We start from the raw sequence: 17,774 nt of genomic DNA on the forward strand, positions 1-17,774 counted from the left end.
CTTTTTGTGCGTCTTGTATTTACGTTGTGTCCTGCTTGCCTACGTGTTCGTGGTCGCCAGCACTTCTTCGAGTGACGTGACGCCCTGCCTGACTTTCAGCAGCCCCGCTTCGCGCAACGATAGCACGCCGTCCTTGCGCGCCTGCTCGGCAATCTGCAGCGCGGTGCCGTGCGCCAGGATGATCTCCTGCATGGCCTCGGTGATCGGCATCACCTGGTAGATGCCGCAGCGGCCCTTGTAGCCGCTGCCATTGCAGCGCTCGCACCCCACCGGATGGTAGGGCTGCCAGCTGCCATCCAGGTCCTGCTCGCGGAAGCCTGCTTCCAGCAAGGCCTCGCGCGGGATCTCGCCCTCGCGCTTGCAGGTGCACAGCCGCCGCGCCAGCCGCTGCGCGGTGATCATCAGCACGCTCGACGCAATGTTGAAGGCGGCCACGCCCATGTTCATCAGGCGTGTCAGCGTGGTCGGAGCGTCGTTGGTGTGCAGTGTCGACAACACCAGGTGGCCGGTCTGCGCGGCCTTGATGGAGATGTCGGCGGTTTCCAGGTCGCGGATTTCGCCGACCATGATGATGTCCGGATCCTGGCGCAGGAACGAGCGCAGCGCGGTGGCGAAGGTCAGCCCGGCTTTGTCGTTGACGTTGACCTGGTTGATGCCTGGCAACTGGATTTCGGCCGGGTCCTCGGCCGTCGAGATATTGATGTCGCCCTGGTTCAGCAGGTTCAGGAAGGTGTACAGCGATACCGTCTTGCCGCTGCCGGTGGGGCCGGTCACCAGCACCATGCCGTAGGGACGCTTGATCACGTCCAGCAGCAGCGCCTTCTGCTCTGGCTCATAGCCGAGCTGGTCGATGTCGAGCTTGTCGGACGACGATTCCAGGATCCGCATCACGATCTTTTCGCCGAACAGCGTCGGCAGCGTCGACACGCGGAAGTCCACCGCCTTCTCGACGGTTTCCTTGGCATCCTTGTCCTTGGGCAGCGCGATCAGCAGCTTCATGCGGCCGTCCTGCGGCACGCGCTTTTCAGAAATATCCAGCCGCGACAGCACCTTGATGCGGGTCGCGATCTTGTCGCGGATATCCAGCGGCGGGCGCGCGACCTCCTGCAGCACGCCATCGACACGGAAGCGGATCCGGTAGAAGGTTTCGAACGGTTCGAAGTGCAGATCGGAGGCGCCGCGGTGGAAGGCCTCGGTCAGAAGCTTCTGCAGGAAGCGCACCACCGGGGCGTCGTCGATATTGTCGGCCGTGGTGCGGTTGCGCGGGTTGGCGGCGGCGGCGACCGGATCGTATTCGATCATCTTGCGCTCGGCCTGCACCGGCGAGATGTTCTTGAGCGTGCCCAGCGCCTCGCCGGCGGCGCGCACATGCTTCATCAGCTTGTCGTGCTCGACCACCACCGCTTCGACCGGCAGCTTGTACTTGTCGCGGATCGCGTCCAGGCCGGCCTGGTTGGACGGATCGGACAGCGCCAGCACCAGGCGATTGTCGCGCCGGCCCAGCGGCAGCAGCCGGTGGGCATGGAATTCACGGTTGCCGGCCAGCGCCGGCGGCACCTTGGCGAGGTTGTACTGCGCCAGGTCCAGCAGCGGCAGCTGGTACTTGTCGGCGGCGAACAGCGCCAGGTCGTGCGCGCTCATGGTGCCGCTGCCGACGATCTCGTCGATCAGCTGCGATTGCTTTTCACGCGCGGCCTGCTCCAGCTGAGCAAGCAGGGCGGGCGCGATACGCCGGCTCTGGGCCAGGGCAAGTCCGAGTGTCATGGCAGGTGCGCAGTGATTGGAGCAGTGTCCGCGGACAGGGCAGGACGAGACGAGCCCGCTTCTAGGGATCGGGGCAGTTTGCCGATGGGGTCACTTTTTGTAAAGGCGACGGCGGGACGTATTGGCGTTTGTGCGACACCGGCGCAACCCTAATGCGCGGGGCCCAGTTCCACGCGGCGCGAACACAGCATCACGGCATTTGAGAATTGCCCTAATCCCCATGGGGCGCAGGCCAGCCATGCTTCCCGGCATGGTGGCTCGCCGACGTCCGGCGTAGTCTGATCTGTTATAGAATCAAAATTGAGTGTGTAACATCGCATGAGGCGAAACTACAAGAAGCCTTTCGCGCAGTTCGTCAAGAAGGCACACAAGCCGCTGCAACTGGCGATCGAAGACGAGGTCGAGGAGCTCTGTGCGGCGCCCGAGCTTGGGGAAGCGAAGATCGGGGACTTGGGTGGCATCCGGGTGCACAAATTCCGGTTCAACCGGCAGCAATACCTGATCGCCTACCGGGTACTGCCGCAGGAGTTCAACGCGAAAGGCGGGGCGCTTGAAGTGCTATGGATCGATTTCTACAAGGTGAGCTCGCATGAGAACTTCTATGACGAGCTCAAGAAATACCTGAAGGCAGAAAGGAATGGACACGATGACTGCTGAAGATCTGCTGCATGCCCTCGGCGAGTTGCCCCCGCGGGAGCGCGTCAGGTTCTTCACACTGATCGGGCAGCAGGCCTTTGGTGACGAGAATTTCTCGCACGAGGAAGTCTTCGGCCATCTGGCTGAGGAGGATTTCACCGCGGCAGAGGCTGCCCAATACCTCGAAATCTCGATTGCCACCTTCCGCCGGCTGGTGCGCGATGGCAAGCTGGCTCCACGGGCGGAAGTCGGGCGAAGCCAGCTTTTCTCCGTGGCGGAGCTGAAGGCATTCAAGCGACGGCGCAAAGCCATCAAGGGCTGAGGAGGAAGGGGTAGGGGTAGAAAGACAAGAAGCCGAACCAACTTTCGTTGATTCGGCTTCTTAAATCTGGTCGGGGTGAGAGGATTCGAACCTCCGGCCTCTACGTCCCGAACGTAGCGCTCTACCAGGCTAAGCTACACCCCGATTTGTTTTGCCGGCAGACGTTTTAGCGTCAGCAGCAAAGAACGTAAGTTTAGCAGCGTTTTTTTTGGAATGGAAGAGGGTGGAGGAAAACGCCGCTCGTCCCGCCTCAGGACTGGCGCTGCAGCGAGAACGCGCAGAGCTGGATCAGCGTTTCCTTCAGCTCGGACGGCGGGAACTGCCGGGCTGCCTGCTCGGCGGCTTCGGCTTCGCGCCGTGCCGCTTCGAAGGTGACCTCGAGCGCGCCGCTGGCGTGGATCGCGGCGAAGACCGCGTCGAAATGCTCGGTGCCGCCCTGCACGATCGCGTCGCGGGCCAGCTGGCGCTGCTCGGCGGTGCCGTGCTCCAGCAGGTGCAGCAGCGGCAGGGTGGGTTTGCCTTCGCGCAGGTCGTCGCCGGCGTTCTTGCCCATCTGCTCGGCGCTGGCGGTGTAGTCCAGCATGTCGTCGATCAGCTGGAACGCGGTGCCGATGCGGCGGCCATATTCGGCGGCGGCCTCTTCCATCTGCGCGTCGGCGCCGGACAGCACCGCGCCCAGTTGCGCGGCGGCCTCGAACAGCTTGGCGGTCTTGTAGCGGATCACCTGCAGGTAGCGCTCGACGGTGACGTCGGGGTCGTGCATGTTCAGCAGCTGCAGCACCTCGCCTTCGGCGATCACGTTGGTCGCGTTGGAGAGGATTTCCATGATGCGCATGCTGCCGGCATCGACCATCATCTGGAACGCGCGCGAATAGAGGAAGTCGCCCACCAGCACGCTGGCCGCGTTGCCGAACACCGCGTTGGCGGTATCGCGCCCGCGCCGCAGCTCGGACTCGTCCACCACATCGTCGTGCAGCAGGGTGGCGGTGTGGATGAACTCGACGACGGCTGCCAGCTCGTGGTGGCGGTTGCCGTCGTAGCCCAGCGCGCGCGCCGTCAGCAGCAGGATCACCGGGCGCAGGCGCTTGCCGCCGGCACCGATGATGTATTCGCCGATCTGTTCGATCAGCGGGACTTCAGAGGACAGCCGCTGGCGGATAACAGCATCGACCGCGCGCATGTCTGCAGCGACCGGGGCAAGCAAGGCAGTGGCGGAAGGCTGGGACAAGATGATCACCGTTACGCAAAACCGGACGATTATATGCGATGCGGGCGGCGTTCTACGCATGCCCCGCATAGTTTGCCGGGCGCTGGGCTCAGGGTATGCGCGCAGCGGCGCCGATCATCGGCGCCACTATAATTGCAGCCATGGACAAGCCCTTACCTCGCCGCCAACTGCGCCGCACCGCCTGGTGGGTGGCGTTTGCCGCACTGGCCGGGTTCCTGCTCGCCGACCTGACCTGATCCGCAGCGGTCGCCGATTGTGGCGGCCGCGCCGCTCACAGGCTATGTGCCTGTTTTCTTTGCAGTTTTACCCGATCTCGTTTACAATTCCCGGTTTCCTCCGGTAGTCGCTCGCCTTGCGGGTCCTTGCCGGTGGGAGATAACCGGGCCGCATCGCGCGGCTTCGGCGTTTTATTCACATCCGAGAGGTTCGACAATGTACGCGGTCGTAAAAACCGGCGGCAAGCAATACAAGGTTGCTGCTGGCGAAAAACTGAAAGTAGAACAGATACCGGCAGACATTGGCGCAGAAATCACGCTCGACCAGGTGCTCGCAGTGGGCGCCGGCGACCAAATCAAGTTTGGTACGCCGCTGGTGAGCGGGGCTTCCGTCAAGGCTACCGTTATCTCCCAGGGTCGTCACGACAAGGTGAAGATCTTCAAGATGCGCCGTCGCAAGCACTACCAGAAGCGTCAGGGCCATCGTCAGAATTACACCGAACTGCGCATCGAAGCGATCGTTGCCTGATCGATCGAGCGTAATCCGGTAAAGCGACAGGAGTAAGACATGGCACAGAAAAAAGGCGGCGGTTCCACGCGGAACGGCCGTGATTCCGAATCGAAGCGTCTGGGCGTGAAGGTGTTTGGTGGCCAGGCCATCAACGCCGGCGGCATCATCGTGCGCCAGCGCGGTACCCGCGTGCATGCCGGCGACAACGTCGGCGTGGGCAAGGACCACACGCTGTTCGCCCTGGTCGACGGCCACGTGCAGTTCGCCGTCAAGGGCCCTGCCAAGAAGCAGCAAGTCAGCGTCGTTCCGGCGGCCTGATAACAGCCTTTGCAGGACGAAAGGCCCCGCAACGCTTGCGGGGCTTTTTCTTTTCTGGCGAAGTAAACTACGCCGGCACCCGCTCTGCCGAGCCCAGCCGATCCATCACGGAAAACCCATCATGAAGTTCATCGACGAAGCCCGAATCGAAGCCATCGCCGGCAACGGCGGCAATGGCAGCGCCTCGTTCCGGCGCGAGAAGTTTGTGCCCTTCGGCGGCCCGGATGGTGGCGACGGCGGCCGGGGCGGCAGCGTGTTCGCCGTGGCGGACCGCAATATCAATACGCTGATCGACTTCCGCTACGCCAAGAAGCATGTGGCGAAGAACGGCGAGAACGGCCGCGGCTCCGATTGCTACGGCGCCGCCGGCGAAGACATCACGCTGCGCATGCCGGTGGGCACACTGATCACCGACATGGACACTGGCGAGGTCATCGCCGACCTGACCGAGCACGGCCAGCGCGTGTGCCTGGCCGAAGGCGGCATGGGCGGCTGGGGCAACCTGCATTTCAAGTCCAGTACCAACCGCGCGCCGCGCCAGCAGGTCGACGGCAAGCCGGGCGAGCGCCGCATGCTCAAGCTCGAGCTGAAGGTGCTGGCCGACGTTGGCCTGCTGGGCATGCCCAATGCCGGCAAGTCGACCTTTATCTCGCATATCTCGAATGCGCGCCCCAAGGTGGCGGACTATCCGTTCACCACGCTGCATCCCAACCTGGGCGTGGTGCGCGTGGACCACGAGCAATCGTTCGTGGTCGCCGACATTCCCGGCCTGATCGAGGGCGCGGCCGAGGGCGCGGGCCTGGGACACCAGTTCCTGCGCCACCTGCAGCGCACCGGTCTGTTGCTGCATATCGTCGACCTGGCGCCGTTCGACGAGGCGGTCGACCCGGTCGCCGAGGCCAAGGCCATCGTCAACGAGCTGAAGAAGTACGACGAGACCCTGTATGAAAAGCCGCGCTGGCTGGTGCTGAACAAGCTCGACATGGTGCCCGAGGACGAGCGCGCGGCCAAGGTGAAGGACTTCCTCAAGCGCTACAAGTGGAAGGGTCCGGTGTTCCAGATCTCGGCACTGACCGGCGAAGGCTGCCGCGAGCTGATCTACGCGATCAAGGACCACCTGCAGGCGATCAAGGCCGAGGAGGCCGCAGCGCTGGCAGAGCCGGACATCCGCCTGGACGACCGCCTGCATAACGTCGACCAGGACCAGCGCGAGGCATAAACAAGAATCAGCGGTTCCGAACGAACTCCGGAGACAGGATTTCCACCATGCAATCGGTCATCGCGCAGGCAAAGCGCATCGTCGTCAAAGTGGGTTCCAGCCTGGTCACCAACGACGGCAAGGGGCTGGACCACGACGCCATCGCCCGCTGGGCGGCCCAGATCGCCAAGCTGCGCGTGGCCGGCAAGGAAGTGGTGCTGGTCAGTTCCGGCGCCATTGCCGAAGGCATGCAGCGGCTCGGCTGGGTGCGCCGCCCGAAGGAAATCCATGAGCTGCAGGCCGCCGCCGCGGTCGGCCAGATGGGACTGGCGCAGGTCTACGAGAGCCAGTTCGGCCGCTATGGCATCCGCACCGCGCAGGTGCTGCTGACCCACGCCGACCTGGCCGACCGGGAGCGCTACCTGAACGCCCGTTCCACGCTGCTGACGCTGCTGTCGCTGGGCGTGGTGCCGATCATCAACGAGAACGACACCGTGGTCACCGACGAAATCAAGTTCGGCGACAACGATACGCTCGGCGCGCTCGTGACCAACCTGATCGAAGGCGACGCGCTGGTGATCCTGACCGACCAGCGCGGGCTGTACACCGCCGATCCGCGCAAGGACCCGGCCGCGCAGTTCGTCGACGAGGCCCTGGCCGGCACGCCCGAGCTGGAAGCCATGGCCGGCGGCGCCGGCACCGCGATCGGGCGCGGCGGCATGCTGACCAAGATCCTGGCGGCCAAGCGCGCGGCCAAGTCGGGCGCGCATACCACCATCGCCTCGGGCCGCGAGGCCAATGTGCTGGAGCGCCTGGCCGCCGGCGAGGCCATCGGCACCCAGCTGCTGGCGCCGACCGGCAGGCTGACGGCACGCAAGCAATGGATGGCCGACCACCTGCAGCTGCGCGGGCGCGTGGTGATCGACAACGGCGCGGTCGAGAAGCTGACCGGCGGCGGCAAGTCGCTGCTGCCGATCGGCGTGGTCGAGGTGCAGGGCGAATTCGCCCGCGGCGAGGTGATCGCCTGCGTCGATGCGCAGGGCAAGGAGGTGGCGCGCGGCATCACCAACTATTCCAGCGCGGAGTCGCGACTGATCGCGCGCAAACCGTCGTCCGAGATCGAATCCGTGCTCGGCCACCTGAACGAGCCCGAACTGATCCATCGCGACAACCTGGTGCTGGTCTGAGCGACGCAAGCAAAAACGGCGGGACTGCCTGGCAGTCCCGCCGTTTTTTTATGCCTGCACCGGTTGCGTCTGCGGGGGCGTCAGCGCTTTTGCGGCGCGCGCGATTGCAGCTCGCGCACCATGTCCGCGGGCTTGCCGGCCACGGTGCGGCCCTCGCAGAAGAAATCGATCGCGAGCGTGGCGGCGTAGGCGTTGCGGACCCCGGTTTGCATGCGGTGCCAGGTCTCGCCGTAGTCGCTGGTGTTGGGCACCCACTCGGTGGCGCCGGGGGGCAGGGTGGCGTACAGCTTGCGCTCGAACACGTCGCAGCGCATGCCTTCGAAGGTCACGTTGCGGGCGCCGCTCTGGCTGGTGGTGACGGCGGTATAGCGCACCACGTTGTCCTTGCCCACCGAGATCGACTTGCTGTCCACCGCGAACGATAGCGTGCCGGTGCCGGCCACCGAGAACGGAATCAGGTTGGCCTCCTGCGGCAAGGCCGGCAGCATGGCCTTGGCTTCCTCGAAGGTCTTTGGCGCGAACGGGTTGTTCCAGGTGCTTTCTTCCTCGGCCATCTCCTTGCCGGTGGTCTTGCAGCCGGCCAGCGCCAGGCTGGCCGCGGCAAGCAGCAATGCGGCAGCGCCCAGGCCGCCGTGGCGGCCCACGCCGGTCAAACTAGTCATCAGTGCTCCGTGAAGTGGATACCGGCGTCGCCGGCGAAACGTAGTCGGCCGTGGCCGGGGCTTCGGCATTGCCGTCGGCGTCGGCCTGCTGCGCGGCCTGCGCCCGGCTCAACGCCTGGCCGCGTGGTCCGCCGTGGCGACCATGCACGCCGTGGGCGCCATGGTTGCCATGCGTCCCATACGGGCTGAGCGGCACGCGCGGGTGCCGGTTCAGGAAGCGCGACAATTCCGTCAGCGCCATCTGGTAGACATCGCGCTTGAACTCGATCACGGCCTCGAGCGGCACCCAGTAATGGCTCCAGCGCCAGGCGTCGAACTCCGGGTGCTCGGTGGCGCGCAGGTGGATGTCGCAGTCCCTGCCGGCCATGCGCAGCAGGAACCAGATTTGTTTCTGGCCCTTGTAGTGGCCGCGGATCTCGCGGCGGATGAACTTGTCCGGCACCTCGTAACGCAGCCAGTCGCGCGTGCGACCGACGATCCTGACGTGCTCCGGAAGCAGGCCGATTTCCTCATGCAGTTCGCGGTACATGGCCTGTTCCGGCGTTTCGCCGTACTTGATGCCGCCCTGCGGAAACTGCCAGGAGTGTTCGCCGATTCGCTTGCCCCAGAAAACCTCGTTTCTTGCGTTGAGGAGGATGATGCCGACGTTCGGGCGAAAGCCTTCACGATCGAGCATGACTGCACCTCGAATCCTTTAGAATTACGCTGATTATAAAGGAAGCGCGCAGCCGGGCCCGGACCGGGGGATGGTGGTTTTCCCCGAGCGGAAGGGCAGTTTCAGGCGCGTGCGCATAATTCAGCGCCGCCAGCCCCCCGGATTGTGCCGGGACGGATTTTTCCGACCTCGGCGGCCCAGAGAGAAATTACGGATGAAAGCCTCGCAATTCTTCATTTCCACCCTCAAGGAAGCGCCCGCCGACGCGGAAATCGTTTCGCACAAGCTGATGATGCGCGCCGGCATGATCAAGAAGCTGGGCGCCGGCATCTACACCTACATGCCGGTCGGCCTGCGCGTGATCCGCAAGGTGGAGAACATCGTGCGCGAGGAAATGAACCGCGCCGGCGCGGTGGAACTGTCCATGCCGGTGATCCAGCCGGCCGAACTGTGGCAGGAGACCGGCCGCTGGGACAAGATGGGGCCCGAGTTGCTGCGCCTGAAGGACCGCCATGAGCGCGACTTCGCGGTCCAGCCCACCTCCGAGGAGGTGGTGACCGACATCGCCCGCAGCGATATCCGCAGCTACAAGCAGCTGCCGCTCAATTTCTACCAGATCCAGACCAAGTTCCGCGACGAGCGCCGGCCGCGCTTCGGCATCATGCGCGGGCGCGAGTTCACCATGAAGGACGCCTACTCCTTCGACCGCGACACCGACGGCCTGCGCAAGTCGTACGAGAACATGTACGACGCCTACGTGCGCATCTTCCGCCGCTTCGGGCTGGAGTTCCGCGCCGTGGCGGCCGACAACGGCGCCATCGGCGGCTCGGGCTCGCATGAGTTCCACGTGATCGCCGAAACCGGCGAAGACGCCATCGTCTACTGCCCGACCTCGGCCTACGCCGCCAACATGGAGGCGGCTGAGGCGCTGCCGCTGCTGACTGAGCGCGCTGCGCCCAAGCAGGATCTGGTCAAAACCTTCACCCCGGAGAAGGTCAAGTGCGAGCAGGTGGCCGAATTCCTGAACCTCCCGCTCGAGACCAACGTCAAGTCGATCGTGCTGGCCACCGAGGGCGACGCCGGCACCCAGATCTGGCTGCTGCTGATCCGCGCCGACCACGAACTGAACGAGATCAAGGCCTCGAAGGTGCCGGGGCTGGCCGAGTTCCGCTTCGCCACCGAGGATGAGATCGTCGAAGCCTTCGGCTCGCCGCCCGGCTATCTGGGCCCGATCGACATGAAGAAGCCGGTCAAGGTGGTGGCCGACCGCACAGTCGCCAACATGAGCGACTTCGTCTGCGGCGCCAACTACCGCGACTACCACTACACCGGCGTCAACTGGGGCCGCGACCTGCCCGAGCCGATCGTGGCCGACCTGCGCAACGTGGTGGCGGGCGACGCCTCGCCGGACGGCCAGGGCACGCTGGAAATCTGCCGCGGCATCGAGGTGGGCCACGTGTTCATGCTGGGCACGCGCTACTCGGAATCGATGAACGCCACCTTCCTCGACGAGAACGGCAAGACCCAGCCGATGCAGATGGGCTGCTACGGCATCGGCATCACCCGCATCCTGGGCGCGGCGATCGAGCAGAACTTCGACGAGCGCGGCATCATCTGGCCGGCCGCGATCGCCCCGTTCGCGGTGGTGATCTGCCCGGTGGGCTATGACCGCTCCGAGGCCGTCAAGGCTGAGGCCGACCGCATCCACGCCGAGCTGCTGGCGGCCGGCGTCGACGTGATCCTCGACGACCGCGGCGAGCGCCCGGGCGTGATGTTCGCCGACTGGGAACTGATCGGCGTGCCGCACCGCGTGGTGGTGGGCGACCGGGGCCTGAAGGAAGGCAAGGTCGAGTACCAGGGCCGGCGCGACGCGCAGGCCACCGCCGTCGGCGTGGCCGAGGTGGTCGCCCACGTGCGCAACCTGCTGGCGAACTGAGCCCCATGCGCGCCGTCCGCGGCCTGACCGCCGCAACTGCCGCCGCCCGCCGCCTGGCGGGCGCGCTGCTGGTAGCGCTGCTGGCCGTGGCGGCCACGGCGGCGCACGCCGGCGCGCAGAAGGAAGAAGACCTGGCCGATTCCGTGCGCGGCGCGCTGGCCGCGGCCATCGCCGATGACCGGCCGCTGCGGCCGGTGTTCGCGTCCGGCGGCGAGCGCCTGGCCTACCTCAAGTGGCTGGGCGAGATGTCGGCGCGGCTGGCCGCGCGCATCCCCGAGCCGCAGGTGCGGGTCGAGCTGATCGAGGTGGCCTACTACGAAGCCAAGCGCGCCGGCCTGGAGCCGGCGCTGGTGCTGGGCCTGATCCAGGTCGAAAGCAACTTCCGCAAGTACGCGATCAGTTCGGCCGGCGCGCGCGGGCTGATGCAGGTGATGCCGTTCTGGGTGCGCACCATCGGCGACAGCGATGCGCGCAAGCTGTTCCACCTGCAGAGCAACCTGCGCTACGGCTGCACCATCCTGCGCTATTACCTGGACCGCGAGCAGGGCGACCTGTACCTGGCGCTGGGCCGCTACAACGGCAGCCGCGGGCGCCCGGAATATCCCAACGCGGTGCTGGCGGCATGGAAGCGCTGGCAGTATTCCGAAGCCACCGTCACCGTGGCCGGCGATGCCGAGATCGCGCCGTCGCGCCCGCGCGCGCCGGTGGCGGAGCCGCCGGCCGGCAACCCGTTCTCGTCGCAGCGCGTCGCAGCCAATCCGTCATGATCCGCGAAGCATCCGTTGCCGGCAGCAAGGCCGGCTACACCGAATCCTCGCCCGAACTCGAACAATGGCTGGCCCGGCATATCGCCCAGGGCTTTGCCGCCGATGCACTGGTGCTGTCGATGCTGCGCTCGGGCTACGACGACGCCTTCGCGCGCCGCGCCGTGGCCGCGGCGTTTGCCCGGGACACCGGCGGCGCGGCGCCGGCACGGCCCGCGCCGGCTGAAGCGGCCGCCGCCGGAACGCCCGCGGTCTACGCCGCCGACGGCGGCGACCGCCAGGTGCCGGTGCTGTTCCGGCTGGCGTCGCCCAAGGTGCAGCTGTTCCAGCAGCTGCTGAGCGACGACGAGTGCGATGCGCTGGTGGCGCTGTCGCGCGGCCGGCTGGCGCGCTCGCCGGTGGTCAATCCCGACACCGGCGACGAGAACCTGATCGATGCCCGCACCAGCATGGGCGCGATGTTCCAGGTGGCCGAGCACGCCCTGATCGCGCGCATCGAGGCCCGCATCGCCGCGGTCACGGGGGTGCCGGCCGAGCATGGCGAAGGGCTGCAGATCCTCAACTACAAGCCGGGCGGCGAATACCAGCCGCACTTCGACTTCTTCAATCCGCAGCGCCCCGGCGAAGCGCGGCAGCTGTCCGTCGGCGGCCAGCGCATCGCCACGCTGGTGATCTACCTGAACACGCCCGAGGCGGGCGGCGCCACCGCGTTCCCGCGCGTGGGCCTGGAGGTGGCGCCGGTCAAGGGCAACGCGGTCTACTTCAGCTACCTGCTGCCCGACGGCACGCTCGATGACCGCACCCTGCACGCGGGCCTGCCGGTGGCCGCCGGCGAAAAGTGGATCGCCACCAAATGGCTGCGCGAACGGCCGTACCGCAGCGCGGCGTGAGCCACCCCACGGCAGCACCAGCAGCACCGTCTGCCCCGGCCGCCAGCCGCTGGTGGGCCGATCCCGCGCTGCCGTTTGCCGAAAGCCGGCGCGCCAGCCACAGCAGCGCCAGCTACCTGCCGCATAGCCATCCCACCCTGTCGGTCGGCGCCGTCGACGGCGGCACCAGCCGCTTTGCCTGCGGCGATGACAGCGCCGTGCTCGCGCCGGGCGCGGTGGTGGTGATCCCGGCGCAGCAGGTCCATGCCTGCAATCCGGTGCCGGATGGGCGCTGGAGCTACCAGATGCTGCATTTCGATCCGGCGTGGGTCGCGGCTGTGCTCGACGAGGACAGTGCGGCGCGGACCTGTCTGCCGGCACGCGTGATGGCGTCGCGGGCGGTCTACCGGCTGGTCTGCGAGTTGAACCGCACGCTGTTCTCGCCCGCCGACAGCGTCGAGAAAGAGGCCGCGCTGGTGGCCTTCATCGGCGACCTGCATGCCGCCATCGACACCGGCGCAACCATCCTGACACTGCCGCTACCGGCCGCCGTCTCCGCCCGCGTGGCGCAGTTGTGCGAGCTGCTGCACGAGCGCCATGCCGAGCGGTTGCCGCTGGCCGAACTGGCGCGCGCCTGCGGCCTGAGCCGCTACCACCTGGTGCGGGCCTTCCGCGCCGAAACCGGCATGACGCCGCACGCCTACCAGCTCGACCTGCGCATCCAGCATGGGCGCCGCCTGCTGCGGCAGGGCGCGGCGCTGGCCGAGGTCGCACTGGCGCTGGGGTTTGCCGACCAGAGCCACTTCCAGCGCGCCTTCAAGCAGCGCGTGGCCATGACACCGCGCGGGTACCAGCGCGCCGCCTGAGGCGCGGGCCTGGCGCCACACCGCAACTTTCTTCAAGACCGGCCACCGCCGTGCGCACCACACTGCGGACTCTTTACGGAGGGTCGGCATGGATATGGTTTTCGATCTCGCCCCCGGGGCATTGCCGTGGCAGCAATTCGCCATGGTGGCCGGCGCGCATGCGCTGGCGCTGCTCAGCCCCGGGCCGGATTTCTTCCTGGTGGTGCGCAGCGCGCTGCTGCACGGGCCGCGGCGCGCCGGCACCGTCTGCCTGGGCATTGCGCTGGGCAATGGCGTCTTTATCGGCCTGGCGCTGGCCGGCGTGGCCGCGATGCGGGATTCGCCGCCGCTGTTTACGGCGTTGCAGTGGGCCGGCTGTGCCTACCTGGCGTGGCTGGGCTGGCGCCTGCTGAACGCCTCCGGCGAACTGTCGATCCCGGCGGCCGATGCCGCCGCGAGGCCCGCGCCCGCGGCCGGGCTGGCCCAGCTTGCCAGCGGCTTCCTGTCCGCGGTGCTGAACCCGAAGAACGGGCTGTTCTACGCCAGCCTGTTTTCGGTGCTGGCCGCCAGCCGCACGCCGCCGGGGGTACAACTGGCCTATGGGGTCTGGATGTTCGCGGTCGTGCTCGGCTGGGACCTGCTGGTGGCCTATGGCATCGGGCATCCGGCAATCGCCGCGCGCTTCGGGCGTTCGGTGCGGTGGGTCGAGCGCGCGACCGGAGCCGTGCTGTGGCTGCTGGCGCTGGGCGTCGCCTGGCACGCGCTGCGGTGAGCAGGCTGCCTGCGAAGCGGGGCAGGTGGGGCGGCCCTGTATCGGCGTATTTCCCTCAAAGTGTACCGGTACTGTACCGTTAAGTGACCGTAGACTGATTTCCCGAAAGCAGATGAATGCCCCTTGGAGTCAGTCATGGAAGTGTCCCAACTCGCCGCCGGCGCCGGTGTCTTCGCCGCCTTTGCCGGCTTTGCGCTGGTGTCGTCGATCACCCCCGGTCCGAACAACACGATGCTGCTCGCCTCCGGCGTCAACTTCGGCTTCGTGCGCACGGTGCCGCACCTGCTCGGTGTCAGCATCGGCTTCGCGCTGATGGTAGGGCTGGTCGGGCTGGGCTTGGGCTCGCTGTTCCATGCCTTTCCGTGGACCTGGCAAGTGCTGCGCGTGGTGGCGACGGTCTACCTGGTCTGGCTGGCGTGGAAGCTGGCCACTGCCGGCGGCGTGCAGGACCAGCAGGTGGCGCGGCCGATGGGCTTCTGGGCCGCCGCGGCGTTCCAGTGGGTCAATCCCAAGGCGTGGGTGATGGCGGTCGGCGCCTGCAGCACCTACGTGCTGCACGGCAACCTGTGGCTCAACGTGCTGCTGCTGTCGGGGATCTTCGGGGTGGTGAACCTGCCCAGCGTGGCGATGTGGGCGTTGTGCGGCTCGGCGCTGCGGCGCTGGCTGGCGCGGCCGAAGGTGCTGCGGGCGTTCAATATCGGGATGGCGGTGTTGCTGCTGGCGTCGCTGTGGCCGATTTTGGGGACGCACCAGGCTTGACCTGTTTGCTCCTCTCTCCCGCGCGCGGCAGAGAGGAGCAGACCATCAGTCAAGCGAAATCAAACCAGCGCCCGGATCGAATCCAGGTTGCGCCAATACCCTTTGGCATCCATGCCGCAGCCGAACACATAGCGGTCCGGCACCGCAAAGCCGCAGAAATCCGGATGCATGGGCTTGGCCTTGCTCAGCGTCTTCTCGCACAGCACCGCGGCGTGGAATTCCCGGGCGCCCATGTCCATGATGCGCTGGCGGATCGCGGCCATGGTCTCGCCTTCGTCGAGGATGTCGTCCAGCACCAGCACCACGCGGTCCTTGACCGATTCGCGCGGGGCCACGCGCCATTGCATCTCGCCGCCGACGGTCTTGTTGTTGTAGCGCGAGAGGTGGATGTAGTCGAACTCCAGCGGGAACGCCAGCTTGGGCAGCAGCATGCCGGTGAAGACCACCGCACCGCCCATCACCGACAGCACCAGCGGGAAGTCATTGCCCATCCTGGCGGTAATGTCGGCGGCCATGCGGTCCAGCGATGCCTGGACTTCCGCGGCGGAGACGATTTCTTCGGAATTGGCCCACAGCTCGCGGGCCTGTTCGGCGCTCATCATGATGTCTTTCCTGTTCTTTTGCGGGGGAGGCAGTTCGGCTTGCGGCGGCCGGCTTCAGCGGTTGAAGAGGCCCTTCATGCCGCCCTTCATCGCGCCCATCTGGCGCATCATCTTCATCATGCCGCCGCCCTTGAGCTTCTTCATCATGGACTGCATCTGGTCGAACTGGTTGAGCAGGCGGTTGACCTCCTGCACCGGCACGCCGGCGCCCGCGGCGATGCGGCGCTTGCGGCTGGCCTTGATCAGGTCCGGCTTGGCGCGCTCGGCCGGGGTCATGCTGTTGATGATGCCTTCCATGCGCGCCACCTGCTTCTCGGCCTGGTCCATGTTGGCGCCCTGCGCCTGCTGGGCGAACTGCGCCGGCAGCTTGTCGACCAGGCTGCCCAGGCCGCCCATCTTCTTCATCTGGCCGATCTGCGCCTTGAAGTCTTCCAGGTCGAAGTCGCCGGTCTTCTTGATCTTCTTGGCCAGCTTCTCGGCCGCTTCCATGTCGACGCCGCGCTGGGCTTCCTCGACCAGCGCGAGGATGTCGCCCATGCCCAGGATGCGCTGGGCCATGCGGTCCGGGTAGAACGGCTCCAGGCCATCGAGCTTTTCGCCGACGCCGACGAACTTGATCGGGCGGCCGGTGATATGGCGCACCGACAGCGCCGCGCCGCCGCGCGCATCGCCGTCCAGCTTGGTCAGCACCACGCCGGTCAGCGGCAGGGTGTCATTGAAGGCCTTGGCGGTGTTGACCGCGTCCTGGCCCAGCATGGCATCGACCACGAACAGCGTTTCGGCCGGCTTCAGTTCGGCGTGCAGCGCGGCGATTTCCTGCATCATGGCCTCGTCGATACCCAGCCGGCCGGCCGTGTCGACGATCAGCACGTCGTGGTAATGCTTGCGCGCCCAGTCCACCGCCGCGCGGGCGATGTCCACCGGCTTCTGGTCGGGCTGCGACGGGAAGAACTCCGCGCCGACCTGCTCGGACACGGTCTTGAGCTGGGCGATGGCGGCGGGGCGGTAGACGTCGCACGAGACCGTCAGCACCTTCTTCTTTTTGTTTTCCTTGAGCCACTTGGCCAGCTTGCCGGCGGTGGTGGTCTTGCCCGCGCCCTGCAGGCCGGCCATCAGGATGATGGCGGGCGGCTGCACCGCCAGGTTCAGCTCGGACTCTTTATTGTTGCCGCCGGCGGCCTCGGCGCCGCCGATCACCGCGGTCAGCTCGCGCTGGACCACGCCGACCAGGGCCTGGCCAGGGGTCAGGCTGCTGACCACCTCTTCGCCCATGGCCTTTTCCTTCACGCGGGCGACAAATTCGCGCACGACCGGCAGCGCCACGTCGGCTTCGAGCATGGCAAGGCGCACTTCGCGCAGCATCTCGGCGGTATTGGCCTCGGTCAGGCGCGCCTCGCCGCGCATGGTCTTGACCACGCGCGCCAGGCGTTGAGTGAGATTGTCCAGCATGGCAGGAATCGGGGGAAAAGTCGGAGCAGGGCTCGGGGCTGAAATCGGGAGGCAGTCCGGCACACGGGGCGGGCCTGGAACACCGCTTGCATCGGTTCAAGCGGGCCGCCACCGTCCGTGGGCACTAAGGTAAACTGCGTAAATGGTCATTGTACTGTATGCCCTGACGGCACTTCTCTATTGCGGCCTGGCCTGGCACGGCTGGGCCACGCGCCATCCGCGCGTGGCTGCTTCGGCGGGCCCGGCCGGCGGTTCGGCCACGGCCGTGCTGGTGGCGGGCGGCGGCATTCCCCCGGCAGGTGGCGCCCACGGCGAGGGGCGCCCGGCGTGGTGGCACGTGCTGATGCTGGCCGCGCTGGCCAGCCACGGCATGCTGCTGCACGAAACCATCTTCCCGGCCGAGCGCATGATGTTCGGCTTCGCCTTCGCGCTGTCGGCCATGCTGTGGCTGGGCGTGGGCATCTACTGGATCGAGAGCTTCTTCTTTTCGCTGGCGGGGCTGGGACTGATCGTGATTCCGGTGGCGCTGGTGGCCAGCCTGATGCCGCTGGCCTTTCCCGGCTCGCAGATCCTGGGCTACGCGGCGCGGCCGCTGTTCAAGCTGCATTTCATCATCGCCAACGTGGCCTACGGGCTGTTCACGCTGGCCGCCTTCCATGCCTTCCTGATGCTGCTGGCCGAGCGCCGCCTGCACGGGTTCCGCCACGCGCCGGCGCGGCCGTCCGCGCCGCAGCCGGGCCAGTGGCTGGGGCGCTGGCTGGACCTGCTGCCGCCGCTGCTGACACTGGAAAAGCTGCTGTTCCGGCTGATCGGCGCCGGCTTCGTGCTGCTGACGCTGACCATCGGCTCGGGCCTGCTGTTCTCCGAAGAGCTGTTCGGGCGCGCCTTCCGGCTGGACCACAAGACCGTGTTTGCGCTGATCTCGTGGGCCATGTTCGGCGGCATCCTGGCCGGGCGCATCTTCCGCGGCTGGCGCGGCAAGGTGGCGCTGCGCTGGGTCATCGCGTCGTTCGGCATCCTGCTGCTGGCCTATGTCGGCAGCCGTTTCGTGATTGAAGTCGTCCTGCACCGGCTCTGATTTG

19 protein-coding genes and 1 tRNA gene are annotated in these 17,774 nt (G+C 66.7%); 13 read left to right on the plus strand and 7 right to left on the minus strand.

All coding sequences use genetic code 11. The features are described from left to right. Positions 1-39: 39 nt before the first annotated feature. Positions 40-1,764 carry a type IV-A pilus assembly ATPase PilB gene (pilB, locus tag C7416_RS11585; protein WP_111519105.1) on the minus strand — a complete coding sequence of 575 codons (1,725 nt, stop codon included), beginning with the start codon at positions 1,762-1,764 and terminating at the stop codon, positions 40-42. A gap of 318 nt (positions 1,765-2,082) precedes the next feature. Between pilB and C7416_RS11590 the strand changes: the two genes are divergently transcribed. Together C7416_RS11590 and C7416_RS11595 are read left to right on the plus strand one after the other, a co-directional pair. Then, a complete protein-coding gene (locus tag C7416_RS11590; RefSeq protein WP_111519106.1) occupies positions 2,083-2,421 on the plus strand; it encodes a type II toxin-antitoxin system RelE/ParE family toxin in 339 nt (112 codons plus the stop codon). Then, entirely contained in the window at positions 2,411-2,722 is a 312-nt protein-coding gene (locus tag C7416_RS11595; RefSeq protein ID WP_240988193.1) for a helix-turn-helix domain-containing protein, read from the plus strand. Before C7416_RS11590 ends, C7416_RS11595 begins: the two co-directional genes overlap by 11 nt. 67 nt (positions 2,723-2,789) lie before the next feature. Here the strand turns inward: C7416_RS11595 and C7416_RS11600 are convergent. Next, positions 2,790-2,866 (minus strand) — tRNA-Pro (locus C7416_RS11600). Between the two features lie 106 nt (positions 2,867-2,972). After that, entirely contained in the window at positions 2,973-3,902 is a 930-nt protein-coding gene (ispB, locus tag C7416_RS11605; RefSeq protein ID WP_092306243.1) for an octaprenyl diphosphate synthase, read from the minus strand. A 480-nt stretch (positions 3,903-4,382) separates the two neighbouring features. Between ispB and rplU the strand changes: the two genes are divergently transcribed. The 4 genes from rplU to proB all read left to right on the plus strand — a co-directional run bounded on the left by rplU (position 4,383) and on the right by proB (position 7,379). Further along, entirely contained in the window at positions 4,383-4,694 is a 312-nt protein-coding gene (rplU, locus tag C7416_RS11610; protein ID WP_006576525.1) for a 50S ribosomal protein L21, read from the plus strand. Between the two features lie 39 nt (positions 4,695-4,733). Beyond that, the gene (gene rpmA, locus C7416_RS11615; RefSeq protein ID WP_092306246.1) at positions 4,734-4,994 is read left to right on the plus strand and encodes a 50S ribosomal protein L27; all 261 of its coding nucleotides are present in this window, start codon (positions 4,734-4,736) and stop codon (positions 4,992-4,994) included. Between the two features lie 121 nt (positions 4,995-5,115). Continuing rightward, positions 5,116-6,213, plus strand: a complete 1,098-nt coding sequence (gene obgE, locus C7416_RS11620; protein ID WP_062801793.1) for a GTPase ObgE — start codon at positions 5,116-5,118, stop codon at positions 6,211-6,213. A gap of 47 nt (positions 6,214-6,260) precedes the next feature. After that, positions 6,261-7,379: a glutamate 5-kinase gene (gene proB / locus C7416_RS11625; protein WP_111519108.1), complete on the plus strand. Its 1,119-nt coding sequence runs from the start codon at positions 6,261-6,263 to the stop codon at positions 7,377-7,379. Positions 7,380-7,459: 80 nt separating this feature from the next. Here the strand turns inward: proB and C7416_RS11630 are convergent, their stop codons facing one another. Both C7416_RS11630 and C7416_RS11635 read right to left on the minus strand, forming a co-directional pair. Next, complete coding sequence (locus C7416_RS11630; RefSeq protein ID WP_111519109.1) at positions 7,460-8,041, minus strand: CNP1-like family protein; 582 nt, start codon at positions 8,039-8,041, stop codon at positions 7,460-7,462. Continuing rightward, positions 8,034-8,717, minus strand: a complete 684-nt coding sequence (locus C7416_RS11635; RefSeq protein WP_111519110.1) for an RNA pyrophosphohydrolase — start codon at positions 8,715-8,717, stop codon at positions 8,034-8,036. The genes C7416_RS11630 and C7416_RS11635 overlap by 8 nt, the downstream gene beginning before the upstream one ends. 193 nt (positions 8,718-8,910) lie before the next feature. Between C7416_RS11635 and C7416_RS11640 the strand changes: the two genes are divergently transcribed. The 6 genes from C7416_RS11640 to C7416_RS11665 all read left to right on the plus strand — a co-directional run bounded on the left by C7416_RS11640 (position 8,911) and on the right by C7416_RS11665 (position 14,641). Further along, the gene (locus C7416_RS11640; protein ID WP_111519111.1) at positions 8,911-10,632 is read left to right on the plus strand and encodes a proline--tRNA ligase; all 1,722 of its coding nucleotides are present in this window, start codon (positions 8,911-8,913) and stop codon (positions 10,630-10,632) included. Between the two features lie 5 nt (positions 10,633-10,637). After that, a complete protein-coding gene (locus C7416_RS11645) occupies positions 10,638-11,399 on the plus strand; it encodes a lytic transglycosylase domain-containing protein (RefSeq protein ID WP_111519112.1) in 762 nt (253 codons plus the stop codon). Then, a complete protein-coding gene (locus C7416_RS11650) occupies positions 11,396-12,286 on the plus strand; it encodes a 2OG-Fe(II) oxygenase (protein ID WP_111519113.1) in 891 nt (296 codons plus the stop codon). Before C7416_RS11645 ends, C7416_RS11650 begins: the two co-directional genes overlap by 4 nt. Then, a complete protein-coding gene (locus tag C7416_RS11655; RefSeq protein WP_111519114.1) occupies positions 12,250-13,131 on the plus strand; it encodes an AraC family transcriptional regulator in 882 nt (293 codons plus the stop codon). The genes C7416_RS11650 and C7416_RS11655 overlap by 37 nt, the downstream gene beginning before the upstream one ends. Before the next feature lie 88 nt (positions 13,132-13,219). After that, positions 13,220-13,882 (plus strand): LysE family translocator, encoded by a 663-nt coding sequence (locus tag C7416_RS11660; protein ID WP_111519115.1) that lies wholly within the window; start codon positions 13,220-13,222, stop codon positions 13,880-13,882. 135 nt (positions 13,883-14,017) lie between these two features. Continuing rightward, positions 14,018-14,641: a LysE family translocator gene (locus C7416_RS11665; RefSeq protein ID WP_111519116.1), complete on the plus strand. Its 624-nt coding sequence runs from the start codon at positions 14,018-14,020 to the stop codon at positions 14,639-14,641. 59 nt (positions 14,642-14,700) lie between these two features. Here C7416_RS11665 and C7416_RS11670 read toward each other — a convergent pair whose 3' ends face one another. Together C7416_RS11670 and ffh are read right to left on the minus strand one after the other, a co-directional pair. After that, the gene (locus tag C7416_RS11670) at positions 14,701-15,243 is read right to left on the minus strand and encodes a hypoxanthine-guanine phosphoribosyltransferase (protein WP_111519117.1); all 543 of its coding nucleotides are present in this window, start codon (positions 15,241-15,243) and stop codon (positions 14,701-14,703) included. A 54-nt stretch (positions 15,244-15,297) separates the two neighbouring features. Then, a complete protein-coding gene (gene ffh, locus C7416_RS11675; protein WP_111519118.1) occupies positions 15,298-16,692 on the minus strand; it encodes a signal recognition particle protein in 1,395 nt (464 codons plus the stop codon). Positions 16,693-16,834: 142 nt separating this feature from the next. Between ffh and C7416_RS11680 the strand changes: the two genes are divergently transcribed. Continuing rightward, positions 16,835-17,770, plus strand: coding sequence for a cytochrome C assembly family protein (locus tag C7416_RS11680; RefSeq protein WP_111519119.1), 936 nt, complete (start codon positions 16,835-16,837; stop codon positions 17,768-17,770). Positions 17,771-17,774: the final 4 nt, after the last annotated feature.

Origin of the sequence: Cupriavidus phytorum, from assembly GCF_003254285.1 — a bacterium.
Taxonomy (GTDB): Bacteria; Pseudomonadota; Gammaproteobacteria; order Burkholderiales; family Burkholderiaceae; genus Cupriavidus; species Cupriavidus phytorum.